Origin of the sequence: Ruoffia sp. FAM 26254 (assembly GCF_045528545.1) — a bacterium.
Lineage (GTDB): Bacteria > Bacillota > Bacilli > Lactobacillales > Aerococcaceae > Ruoffia > Ruoffia halotolerans.
Map to the genome: position 1 here is coordinate 53,143 of NZ_JBGQQY010000010.1, position 12,245 is coordinate 65,387.

Sequence of the window (12,245 nt, forward strand, 5' to 3'; positions counted from 1 at the left end):
TACATTTATCTTTTTTTCTTCTATTAAAATGAAGTTTGTGCTAATATAGGTAATGTGAAATTGAAGAAAATTAAACAAAATATAGAAAAATAATTAGCCAGAAGGGGGTTAATACCTAAATGAGAAATCAAGAAATTTTTGTTAGTTTAGATATTGGTACGACCTCAATTAAAGTCGTTGTCGCTGAGTATATTAATGGAAATATTAATATTATCGGTGTGGGAAATGAAAAATCACGTGGATTGAGTCGTGGGGTTATCGTCGATATAGATGATACAGTCAACTCGATTCAAAGAGCCATTTCTCAAGCAGAACGCAAAGCAAATGTAAAAATTAACGAAGTGATCGTTGGTGTTCCAAGTAATCAAATTATGGTAGAAGATTGCCACGGTATGATTGCTGTTGCCAGCGATAATAGAGAAATAACAGCCCTAGACGTTGAGAATGTAATCAATGCAGCTAAAGTTCGTTCAGTTCCTCCTGAAAGAGAGATTATTTCAATTATTCCTGAAGAATTTATCGTCGATGGATTCAATGGAATTAAAGATCCAAGAGGAATGATCGGGGTTCGCCTAGAACTTTATGCGCGCTTAATTACTGGACCTAGAACAATCATCCATAATATTCGACGCTGTGTTCAAAAAGCAGGTTTATCAATCAGTGAACTTGTCGTTCAACCAGAAGCAATTGCATCCGTAGCCTTATCAGCAGATGAGCGAGAGTTCGGAACAGTGGTTGTTGATATGGGTGGTGGCCAATCAAGTGCATCAATTATGTACGACGGCCAAATGAAATATTCATTCGTGGATCAAGAGGGTGGAGATTTCGTTACAAAAGATATCTCAGTTATTCTAAACACGTCACTTGATTCTGCTGAACGAATCAAACGTGAATATGGCTTTGCTATCGCAAGTCAAACTACTGACGATGAGTACTTCCCAGTTGAAACAGTTGGAAAGAAAGAACCTGTCCGGGTAGATGAACATTATCTTGCTGAAATCATCGAAGCGCGTTTAGTGCAAATCTTTGAAACATTATATGAAGAATTGAATCGTGTCGATGGACTTGATTTACCTGGAGGGTATGTCCTGACAGGTGGAGCTGTGTCTTTACCAGGGGTCTTAGATTTGGCTAAACGATACTTTGGAAGCAAAGTTCGCTTATTTATTCCTGAAGAAATGGGAATGCGTAATCCAATCTATACAACAAGCCTTGGAATGATCGAATATGCTGCAAATCTTGATGATGTGCATCGAATTGCTCAAGGAACTTTTGCAGTTCCTTCACAAGCTGCCCCAAGACAATCTATGCCGCCACAAGGTGGACAAAGACGTCCGGCACCATCTAGTGGCCGTAACCAAGGGCAAGCGGCACGAGGTCAACAATCAGGTGACTTGTTCGGCGGTCAACGTCGTCAACCAGCTAACGAGACAAACCAAATGGCAAACGACCAACGCACGATGCCAGACACTATGCCTAGTTCAAATCAACAAGATGATTATCAACAATATAATTCATTTGATGACGACTATCGTTATGAAGATGCGGCATACTATGATGACTATTCGCAAGATGAAGAAGCGAATAACTATTCAGAGCCTGTTACTGATCAAAGTAATGGGAATGGCATAACGGCAAAAGTCCGTGACTTTTTCCAAACATTTTTTGATTAAGACTTGATAGATAAACAGGAGGAATATAAATGGAATTATCATTCGATTCAACAATGGGATATGAAGGCGCAGTAATTAAAGTAATTGGTGTAGGTGGTGCAGGTGGAAATGCCGTTAATCGTATGATTAAAGATGAAGTTCAAGGTGTTGAATTCATTGTTGCAAATACGGATACTCAAGCATTACAAGGTTCAGATGCTGAAATCAAAATCCAATTAGGCCCAAAAGTAACTAAAGGGTTAGGTGCAGGTTCATTACCTGAAATTGGACTTAAAGCAGCTGAAGAAAGTGAAGAGCAAATTCGCGAAGTACTAGAAGGAGCAGACTTAGTGTTTGTTACTGCTGGTATGGGTGGAGGTACTGGTACTGGTGCTGCACCGGTCGTGGCTAAGATTGCTAAAGACTTAGGCGCTTTAACTGTAGGTGTTGTAACGCGTCCATTTACTTTTGAAGGACCAAAACGTGGACGCTTTGCAGCTGAAGGATTGAAAAACTTAAAAGACGCGGTTGATACATTAGTAATTATCTCAAACAACCGTTTATTAGAAATTGTAGACCGTAAAACTCCAATGTTAGAAGCATTCAGTGAAGCAGATAATGTTTTACGTCAAGGTGTACAAGGTATCTCTGATTTAATTACAGCACCAGGTTACGTAAACTTAGACTTTGCTGACGTGAAAACTGTAATGAAGGATCAAGGAACTGCATTAATGGGTGTAGGCCAATCTTCAGGTGAGAACCGTACGGCTGAAGCAACTAAGAAAGCTATCTCATCACCATTATTAGAAGTATCTATTGATGGTGCAGAACAAATCTTATTAAACATTACAGGTGGAGAAGACTTAAGCTTGTTCGAAGCACAAGATGCAAGTGATATTGTTGCCAATGCATCAAGTGGTGATGTAAACATTATCTTCGGTACGTCAATCAATAATGATTTAGGTGACGAAGTTATTGTTACTGTAATCGCAACTGGTATTGAGAATGAGAAGACTGATCGTAATAAAATGAGCACACCACCAAGACGCTCATTCAATACACCGTCATCTTCAGCAGAATCAACTCAACCAGCTCAAAGTCTACAACAACCAGATTCACCAAGCCAATCAAACGAACCAACACCACGTCGTCAACAAAAGCGTGATTTATTCAGTGATTGGGACATAAATAGAGAAACAAACACACGTGACGTTGATACAACTGAAGCAGACTCTAAACCTAAACGTCAATTTGAACGTCCAAATACGGATGGATCTGGAAGTCGTCAAAGTGAAGTAAATGATTCAGATGAATTAGATACGCCACCATTTTTCCGTAAACGTCATCGTTAATAAAGAGTTAGGATGCTAAGGCATCAAAATAATAGAGGAATCAGTATTGGTTCCTCTTTTTATTTATCAATAAGTAAAAATTTATGTTATAATTCATAAGATAAGAATTTAAGGGAGTGTTATAGTTGGGCCTTTTGAGCTTAGTTTCTAATTTATTTCAGGCATATACACTGGTTTTAGTCGTATACGCACTACTATCATGGTTACCAGGTGCCCGTGAAAGTGCCTTAGGACAATTTATTGTTAAATTAGCACGACCATATTTGGATATATTTGATCGATTCATCCCGCCATTAGGGGGCATTAGTTTCAATGTTATTATTGCGATTTTTGTTTTACGATTTATCCGAGATGGTTTAATCTGGATATTGGCAGCAATATTATTTTAAAAATGTGGTGAATTAAATGTCAGATGATATATATCAACATTATCGACCCGAAGAGCAACCGTTTATTGATAAAGTATTCGGTTGGATAGATCAAGTAGATTTAACTTATGCGCCTTATACAACTGTATTTTTAACCCCGCGAGAGAAGATGATTGTTGAACAACTTGTCGCAAGCCGAGATGAGATTTCAGTTATTTTCAGAGGTGGTTATGAAGGTGCGGAACGTAAACAAGCCTGTATTTATCCGCAGTATTATGAACCGAATGATGAAGATTTTACGATCGTTCTATTCAACATTAAGTATCCAGAAAAATTTGGAAATTTAACGCATGGTAGAATTCTTGGAACTTTTATTTCAACTGGAATTGAAAGAGAGCGCATTGGGGATATTATTACAGATGGAACGAATTGGCATGCACTCGTTGATGCATCAATTAGTGACTATTTGAAAACTCAAGTGACTAAAATCGCGAATGTTGGAGTTCAATTGGAAGAGTTATCATTTGATGATATATTAACCTCACAAGAACAATGGGAAGTAAAGCATGTAATTTCTAGCTCTTTACGGCTTGACACTTTATTAAGCAAAGTCTATAATTTTTCTAGACAGCGTGCGAAAAATTCAGTCTCACAAGGTGATGTGAAAGTGAATTTCGTTCCAATGGAGAGACCTGACGTTGAGATTGGTATCAATGATATCATTTCATTACGTAAGTTTGGACGCTTCTGGATCAATGATATTGAGGGTATGACTAAGAAAGATAATTATCGATTAAACGTCAATGTACTTTTAAAGTAAATTACATAACTTGAATATATTTGAAAGGATTTGTAAATTCATGGTATTAACACCTAACGAAATATTAAATAAAGAATTTAATTCGAAGTTTCGCGGATATGACTCAGATCAGGTTAATGATTATTTAGATATAATTGTTGCGGACTTTGAAAAGATGATTGCGGAGAACAACGAACTTAAGAAAGACTTAGCAGCATCAAAAGAAAAAAATGAGTACTTTGCACAATTGCAAGACTCATTAAACAGTTCGATTGTAGTCGCTCAAGAAGCAGCAGATCGCTTGAAACAAAACGCTCGTAAAGAAGCAGAACTTATCTTATTCGAAGCTGAAAGAGAAGCGGATCGTATGATTAATAACGCGTCTGATACAGCTAAAAATATTGTTACTGAATCTGATGCATTACGTCGCTCAAGCAAATCTTACCGCACTAAATTAGAGCAAATGATTCGCCAACAACTTGAAGTTGTAACGAGTGAAGAGTATCATAGATTATTTGATGAAGAGATTGAATCACAATTTAATCCTGATCACTTCCATGAAGCAACAAATCAACGTGTAAATCAACGCGTAGATCGACTTGAAGAAGAGAACAGTGCTGATTTTAATGCAGCGCATGAAATTACAAATGATCGCTTTGTTGAAGAAGAAATCAAAAACGCGCCAGCACCTACTCCAGAAGTAGATTATCCGGCAACTATTGGTGTAGCTGATCATGAAGATACTGAAGCGACACGAGTTGATTTAAATCTTGATGAGTTATTAAATAATGTTGAGCCAGAAGAGCAAGAAGTTGATTCTAGACACGCAGAATTAGAAGCGATGATTGATGAAGAAGCACAAGCTGAAGCTGAACGCGAAAAACGTGCAGCTCAACGTCGTGAAAGTGTATTAGGACAAACAATTAGAATTGAATTACCAAAAGATTAATAAGAACAAGTTAATCATAGGATACTTTTAGCGAGTCAAGAGTGGTGAAAGCTTGGCAGTCCCTCCTTTGATTAATATCATCTTTGTGTTTGTTATGGTGAAAGTAAGTAATCATAACCGCTTAAATAGCGTTAACATGTAGAGTGAATAGGTCATCTTTAGAGATAACTTATTAATTTGGGTGGTACCGCGTTTATAACGTCCCTTTTTTAGGGGGCGTTTTTTATTTTTAATAAATCAATCAGATTGGAGATAATAATGAAACTAAAAGATACATTAAATTTAGGTAAAACAGATTTCGCCATGCGCGCAAATTTACCTACTAAAGAAGTAGAATTACAAAAAGAATGGGCAGACGCTGACATGTACGAGAAAATTCAAGAGAAAAATGAAGGACGTCCTTCATGGATCTTACATGATGGACCTCCGTATGCGAATGGTAAATTACATATGGGGCATGCATTAAATAAAGTAACTAAAGACTTTATTGTACGTTACCATTCTATGGCTGGATATAGCTCACCTTATGTTCCTGGTTGGGATACACATGGTTTACCAATCGAACAAGCCTTAGTTAATGCTGATGGCGTAGACCGTAAGAGTATGTCTGTCGCTGAATTCCGTAAATTATGTGAAGAGTATGCATTGAAACAAGTTGAAAATCAAAAAGAAGACTTTATGCGTTTAGGTGTGACTGGTGAATGGAATAATCCGTATTTAACTTTAAAACCCGAATATGAAGCTCAACAAATCCGTATCTTTGGTCAAATGGCTGAACGCGGATATATCTATAAAGGACTAAAACCAATTTACTGGTCACCTTCAAGTGAATCAACATTAGCTGAGGCAGAAGTTGAATATAAAGACGTTACGTCACCTTCTATTTTCGTTGCTTTCAAAGTAAAAGATGGCAAAGATGTCGTACCAGCAGATGCTGAGTTCGTTATCTGGACAACGACACCATGGACATTACCATCAAACTTAGGATTATCTGTGAAAGCAGATGCTAAATATGTTTTAGTAAACGTAGATGGACGTAAATTTATAGTTGCAGAAGCTTTACTAGAAGCAGTTGCTAAGAAAATTGGATGGGAAGATTATTCAATCGAAGCAGAATATAAAGGGGAGCAATTTGACCGTTTAACTGCACAACATCCGTTCTATGACCGTGAATCATTAATAATGTTAGGTGACCACGTTGAATTAGATGCTGGTACTGGTGTCGTTCATACAGCACCTGGACACGGGGAAGATGACTACATTATTGGTCAAAAATATGGCTTAGATGTTCTTTCTCCAATTGATGACCGTGGACACTTCACAAATGAAGCACCTGGATATGAAGGAATGTTCTATCTTAAAGGGAATAAAGTCATCGTTGAAGAGATGCGTGAAACGGGAGCGTTACTGTTTGATGAGAAGTTTGAACATAGCTACCCACATGACTGGCGTACTAAGAAACCTGTTATTTATCGTGCAACACCACAATGGTTTGCATCAATTAATAAATTCCGTGAAGAGTTATTAAACTCAGTTGAAAATGATGTGAAATGGTACCATCCTTCGGGAGAACGTCGTATGTATAATATGATTCGTGACCGTGGTGACTGGGTAATTTCTCGTCAACGTGTATGGGGTGTGCCATTACCAATCTTCTATGCAGAAAATGGAGAGCCTATCTTAACAACTGAAACAGTTGAACACGTTGCTAAATTAGTTGAAGAGTTTGGATCAAACGTTTGGTTTGAAAGAGAACCTAAAGATTTATTACCTGAAGGATTCACTCATCCAGATAGTCCAAATGGTAAATTTACTAAAGAAAATGACATTATGGACGTATGGTTTGACTCAGGAACATCTTATGCTGGGGTATTACAAGTTCGTGAAGACCAAAAATTCCCTGCAGATATGTACTTAGAAGGATCAGACCAATACCGTGGATGGTTCAACTCAAGTTTTACAACTTCAGTAGCTGTGAATGGTTTCCCACCGTACAAATCAGTTCTTTCTCAAGGATTTGTTATGGATGGAAAAGGTCAAAAAATGAGTAAATCAATCGGTAATGTTATTACACCTGAGGAGATTACAGAAGAATTAGGTGCAGATATCATCCGTCTATGGGTTTCAAGTGTGGATTATGAGAACGATGTACGTATCTCTAAAGACATCTTAAAACAAGTATCTGAATCATACCGTAAGATTCGTAACACAGTGCGCTTTATGTTATCAAACTTATTTGATTTCAATCCTGAAACAGATAAGATTGCTGAAAGTGATTTAGCAAAAGTTGATCAATATATTCTTGCTAAATATCGTATTTTAGTTAATGAAGTAACAAAAGCTTACGAAAATTATGAATTCTCTACTATCTTCAAGAAAGTAATTAATTTCATTACTGTTGATTTATCAGCGTTCTACTTAGACTTTGCAAAAGATGTCGTTTATATTGAAGCGGCAGAATCTAAAGCGCGTCGTGCAATGCAAACTGTTATTTATACAGTTCTTGAAGGTTTAATTCCATTATTATCACCAATCTTACTTCATACTATGGAAGAAGCTTGGAAAGAATTACCAGGAGCAGAAGGTTTTGTTCAATTACAAGACTTACCTAAATTCGAAGACGTTTCTCAAGACAAAGAAACTGTTAAAGAATGGGATGTCTTCTTCAAAGTGGAGTCAGCTGTTGCTAAAGGTTTAGAAAATGCAAAAAATGATGAAGAACACCCAATCAAGAAATCATTTGAAGCAAAAGCAACTGTCTATACAGATCAAGAGACAATTGATCAATTGAATGACTTAAGTGATCATTTAGACCAATTATTAATAGTATCTGGTTTAGAATTAAAATTAGCTGATGAAGCAGACGAATCAGTGGTTGATTATGACGGCTTTGGTGTTAAAGTTCAGCCGGCAGAAGGTCATACTTGTGACCGTTGTCGTGCGGTAAGACCAGAAGTTGGAACAATTGAGGCGGCACCAGAATTATGTCGCCGTTGTTTCTCAATCGTAGAATCACACTTCCCAGAGTATTTCGAGGAAGCAGCTGAATAATTAGAGTAGTTAAATTGCCCCACTAGACAGATTTTGTCTGGTGGGGTATTTCTATTTATCTAGAAATTATGTAAAATCTACCATTCATACTTGGCGTCTGTTATATTTAAATATGTAAAAGATGAGGTGAGTGTATGAAAGTGATTAAATATATATTATTAATCTTAAGTATGGGGCAATTTTTCCCTTTAGAAAGTTTTTGGCAAAGTAATTTCTTTTGGTTTTTTATTTGGATTATTTGCTTTCATTTAGGTTGGTTTTATATGGAATGTTTGCAATATAAACAGATAAATAGTGTTGTATTGTGTCTTTTAGCCTTAATCAATATATGGCTACTGCCATCCTTTCCATATTTGATGCTAGGACTTTTAACAATTGAATTAAGAGAGTTATTTTCACGGAAAAAGACTGTACTTATATTATCTTTAATGGCGATTGTTTCGGGGTTTATATGGTCAACGCTCACGATTTGGCCGCAGGTGGATTATTTAATGTTCACAGTGAGTATCGTTATCATATGTGGTTATTTATCCGAACAAGCAACCCGCTTAGAAGTACAAGCAACTAGTCTTTATGAGTTTCGCACTCAAGCAGATGAGCAAGAAGAGCGGTTGATAGAGCAAAAGGCACAAATGATTGCGATGGAGGAAATTCATACCCTTAATGAGAGGAACCGAATTTCTAGGGATTTACATGATACGGTAGGGCATACTTTATCGACCATCGTCATCCAATTGGCAGCCATTGAGAAATTGACAGAGGAAAAGATGCCACAAGCATCAGCTATGTTAAAGCAATTACATCACTTTACTAAAGAAGGCTTATCAGATGTTCGCCAAGTGATTCACCAATTAAAGCCTAAACATTATCAAAAGTTTGCTTTTATTGAGCAGGTGCACCACATCATTTCAGATTTTGAGCATAATAGTCCGATTAAAGTTTATTTTAATAATAATCAATTACTTTGGAGCTTATCGCCTGAACAAGAGTTATTATTTATGAGAGCGATTCAAGAATTTTTAAGTAACAGTAGTAAACATAGTCAAGCAGATGAAGTTCGAATTCAATGTCACTTTACGGATTCCACGGTTATCTTAACGATGATGGATAATGGAAAAGGAACGGATACGATTAAACCGCAAATGGGCATTACGGGTATGAAAGAACGGACGAAGTTATTAGGTGGAAAAGTTCAGATTCATTCCGCTCTAAATAAAGGCTTTAAAGTAAGAATCGTATTACCAAAGGGGGGCAGCAGTTATGACGGATAGAATCAAAGTATTACTTGTTGATGATGAACAACTCATCAGAGGTGGTTTAGCTATATTACTAGGTTCTTTTGAAGATATTGAGATTGTTGGAGAGGCGACTAGTGGTAAAGAAGCGGCGATATTTTGCCAACATAATCCGGTGGACGTTGTGCTCATGGATATTCGCATGCCAGATTCAAATGGGATCGAAGGGACCGAGTTAATTAAAGCAGCTCATCCTCAAATTAAAGTATTAATTCTAACAACTTTCCAAGATGTGGAGTACATCGCTCAATCGATGCAATTAGGAGCATCGGGTTACTTACTCTAAGATAGTAGCCATGAAGAGATTCATGAAGGCATCCGTATTGTTTTTAATGAAAATGTCGTTTTGGACGGAAAGATTAGCCAAGCCATGTTATCTAATCACTCCAACTTCCAAAGTAAAAGTTTTAATGGAACGGACTTTGATTTATCTGAGAAAGAAATTAAGCTGATCTTGCTTATAGCCAGCGGCTTAAATAATCAAGAAATTTCTGACACTTTATATCTCTCTATTGGAACGGTTAAGAATAATATTAGTACGATTTTAAATAAACTCGATTTAAGAGACAGAACTCAACTAGCTATTTTTGCTTATGAGAATGGCTTGATGAATTAAGATAACACCCTTTATAAATGCAAATTCCTGCGTTTATTGAGGGTGTTTTTTAAAATAGTGACTAAAGTCACTCGAATCAGTGACCTCAGTGAATAGTTGACACAGCAATGTTTAGTTATACTTAAGTTGGAAATAAAGAGGAGGGTAATTATGAGCTATGTAGAAATTAACAATATATATAAGAGTTACGGTAAAGATCAAGTATTAGATAATGTTTCCTTTGAGATTGAAAGTGGGGAATGCTTTGGCCTAATTGGACCCAATGGAGCTGGGAAATCAACATTGATTGATATTATTACCGGTCTGACACAATATAATTCAGGGGATATTTCAGTCGATGGGCACGTGGTTCCTCAAGATGTTGTAAAAGTGCGTGAACAAATCGGCTTAGTACCTCAAGAAATTGCTCTGATGCAAGAGTTAAATGCGACTTCGAATTTGGAATATTTTGGTGGACTTTATGGTTTATCCGGTCATTTGTTGAAAGAACGTATCAATGAAGCCCTTGAGGTGGTTGGGTTAACGGAACATACGAAAAAAGCAGTTAAAACTTTCTCTGGTGGGATGCAAAGACGGTTAAATATCGCAGCCGCAATTCTTCACAGACCCAAATTTCTCATCCTGGATGAGCCGACTGTTGGGGTGGATCCTCAGTCAAGAAATAAGATTTTCGAATTTATTCAATATATGAATCAGGAGTACGGTACAACCGTTCTATATACTTCACACTACATGGAAGAAGTAGAAGCCTTGTGTGAGCGTTTATTCATATTAGATAATGGTCAACAAATTGGTTATGGAACTCAAGCTGAGATTAAGCAATTAGTTCAAGATACAGTGAAATGGTTTATCGAAGTGGAGCAAGCGCCACTTGATTTTGAAGAGAAATTATCGACGAGATTGCCAGGAGTTCAACAAGTTGTGAGTGAAAATAATTCATTCCACTTAATTGTCGATCCCGTTGAGTTTAATACAAAGGAATTGACGACTTTAATTAATGAAGAAAATATTGAACTAACGACATTAAATAAAGAAGCTTTAAGTCTAGAGGAAGCTTTCTTACAACTCACCGGAAAAACATTAAGAGACTAAGGAGGTTTTATTAATGAGCCAATTATGGACTTACGTTAAGACAAACATGCGAGCCAATGCTAAGCAATGGATGACGATTCTGGCATTATATGTTGCCATGCCAATCTTTTTCTCACTCTTAATGGGCTTCTCCTTTAGTTCAGCCTTTGTTCCTGAACAGACAAGTGATCCGGTGGAAATCAGTATTAATAATGAAGATCAAGGGGAGGTGGGGCAAGTCTTCATTGATGCTTTCAGTAATGAGACCATGCAATCATATGTGGACATCGTAGAAAGTCATGATGATTCAAACTTTGTTATTCATCTTCAACCAGAATATAGTCAACGCTTAGAAGATACTTTAGTGAGTATTGAATCTAAAGAAAATGCTTCAGCATCTGAAGAAGCAATACTTACTCAATTAATTACAAGTTTTCAAAGTAGTTTAGTCAATCAACAACAATTAGGCGAAGAATTGGGAGCAAAGTCAGATCAAGCCACTGTCGATGAACTGATAGATTCTCTTAATCGCGCATCTCAATTGAGTAGTGAACAAGTATTTGTAAAGGAACAGTATGAATCTCAATCAGCTTTAACGAGTAATCAGTATATTTCTGTTTCTGGCCTCGTTTATATCTTTATTTTGTCACTAGCAGGAAGCATAGGTCTAAAGACAAACGAAGATATGAAGGGTCTAAGAAAAAGAATTGGCGTGCTCCCACTGACCCCCGCACAAGACGTTATTTACGGTATCATCTCAGACACACTAACGTATACATTTTTAGCTAGTTTGTATATGGTCATATGGCGATTCATTGATAGTACGACATTTGTTGGGAATCCCTTGTTTTATCTTGGCTGGATAGTTGTGTATGCATTATTATTCCAAGTATTGAATGGTATTTTATATTATTTTATACCAGATAAATACGTGAATTTAGTTTACCTTATCATAACATCTTTATCCTGAACAATTCATACTTTTCGTTGAAACATGTGCCAACTGCCTAACGGCAGCTTAAATTTACTTTTTCATTTTCACCTGTTAAGTGATGAAAAAAGAACCCCATTCTGATATGGTAAAGGTGTCTA

General features: G+C 36.8%; 11 protein-coding genes and 1 other annotated feature. All 11 genes read left to right on the forward strand.

The annotated features are described in order from the left end of the window. Positions 1-119 precede the first annotated feature (119 nt). The 11 genes from ftsA (at position 120) to ACEN3Z_RS04300 (ending at position 12,123) form a co-directional block, all read left to right on the forward strand. Positions 120-1,673, forward strand: coding sequence for a cell division protein FtsA (gene ftsA / locus ACEN3Z_RS04250; protein ID WP_407089766.1), 1,554 nt, complete (start codon positions 120-122; stop codon positions 1,671-1,673). 29 nt (positions 1,674-1,702) lie between these two features. Continuing rightward, positions 1,703-3,004 (forward strand): cell division protein FtsZ, encoded by a 1,302-nt coding sequence (gene ftsZ, locus ACEN3Z_RS04255; protein WP_407089767.1) that lies wholly within the window; start codon positions 1,703-1,705, stop codon positions 3,002-3,004. Between the two features lie 125 nt (positions 3,005-3,129). After that, positions 3,130-3,393, forward strand: a complete 264-nt coding sequence (locus ACEN3Z_RS04260) for a YggT family protein (protein WP_197104550.1) — start codon at positions 3,130-3,132, stop codon at positions 3,391-3,393. Positions 3,394-3,409: 16 nt separating this feature from the next. Beyond that, complete coding sequence (locus tag ACEN3Z_RS04265) at positions 3,410-4,192, forward strand: RNA-binding protein (protein ID WP_138403640.1); 783 nt, start codon at positions 3,410-3,412, stop codon at positions 4,190-4,192. Between the two features lie 40 nt (positions 4,193-4,232). Next, positions 4,233-5,120 (forward strand): DivIVA domain-containing protein, encoded by an 888-nt coding sequence (locus ACEN3Z_RS04270; RefSeq protein WP_407089768.1) that lies wholly within the window; start codon positions 4,233-4,235, stop codon positions 5,118-5,120. Then, positions 5,108-5,329, forward strand: a binding site (T-box leader). It overlaps the preceding gene by 13 nt. Positions 5,330-5,378: 49 nt before the next feature. Beyond that, positions 5,379-8,171, forward strand: coding sequence for an isoleucine--tRNA ligase (ileS, locus tag ACEN3Z_RS04275; protein WP_407089769.1), 2,793 nt, complete (start codon positions 5,379-5,381; stop codon positions 8,169-8,171). Positions 8,172-8,662: 491 nt separating this feature from the next. Continuing rightward, entirely contained in the window at positions 8,663-9,442 is a 780-nt protein-coding gene (locus ACEN3Z_RS04280; protein ID WP_407089770.1) for a sensor histidine kinase, read from the forward strand. Next, positions 9,432-9,752, forward strand: coding sequence for a response regulator transcription factor (locus ACEN3Z_RS04285; RefSeq protein ID WP_407089771.1), 321 nt, complete (start codon positions 9,432-9,434; stop codon positions 9,750-9,752). Before ACEN3Z_RS04280 ends, ACEN3Z_RS04285 begins: the two co-directional genes overlap by 11 nt. 60 nt (positions 9,753-9,812) lie before the next feature. Continuing rightward, entirely contained in the window at positions 9,813-10,082 is a 270-nt protein-coding gene (locus tag ACEN3Z_RS04290) for a response regulator transcription factor (RefSeq protein WP_407089772.1), read from the forward strand. Between the two features lie 150 nt (positions 10,083-10,232). Further along, complete coding sequence (locus tag ACEN3Z_RS04295; protein WP_407089773.1) at positions 10,233-11,174, forward strand: ABC transporter ATP-binding protein; 942 nt, start codon at positions 10,233-10,235, stop codon at positions 11,172-11,174. A 13-nt stretch (positions 11,175-11,187) separates the two neighbouring features. Beyond that, complete coding sequence (locus ACEN3Z_RS04300) at positions 11,188-12,123, forward strand: hypothetical protein (protein ID WP_407089774.1); 936 nt, start codon at positions 11,188-11,190, stop codon at positions 12,121-12,123. The last annotated feature ends 122 nt before the right edge of the window (positions 12,124-12,245 follow it).

Bases quoted from the DNA above. Each gene is read 5' to 3' on its own strand.
- ACEN3Z_RS04270 (WP_407089768.1), top strand. From the start codon at position 4,233: ATGGTATTAACACCTAACGAAATATTAAATAAAGAATTTAATTCGAAG.
- ileS (WP_407089769.1), top strand. From the start codon at position 5,379: ATGAAACTAAAAGATACATTAAATTTAGGTAAAACAGATTTCGCCATG.
- ACEN3Z_RS04285 (WP_407089771.1), top strand. From the start codon at position 9,432: ATGACGGATAGAATCAAAGTATTACTTGTTGATGATGAACAACTCATC.
- ACEN3Z_RS04265 (WP_138403640.1), top strand. From the start codon at position 3,410: ATGTCAGATGATATATATCAACATTATCGACCCGAAGAGCAACCGTTT.
- ftsA (WP_407089766.1), top strand. From the start codon at position 120: ATGAGAAATCAAGAAATTTTTGTTAGTTTAGATATTGGTACGACCTCA.
- ACEN3Z_RS04280 (WP_407089770.1), top strand. From the start codon at position 8,663: ATGTTCACAGTGAGTATCGTTATCATATGTGGTTATTTATCCGAACAA.
- ACEN3Z_RS04300 (WP_407089774.1), top strand. From the start codon at position 11,188: ATGAGCCAATTATGGACTTACGTTAAGACAAACATGCGAGCCAATGCT.
- ACEN3Z_RS04295 (WP_407089773.1), top strand. From the start codon at position 10,233: ATGAGCTATGTAGAAATTAACAATATATATAAGAGTTACGGTAAAGAT.
- ftsZ (WP_407089767.1), top strand. From the start codon at position 1,703: ATGGAATTATCATTCGATTCAACAATGGGATATGAAGGCGCAGTAATT.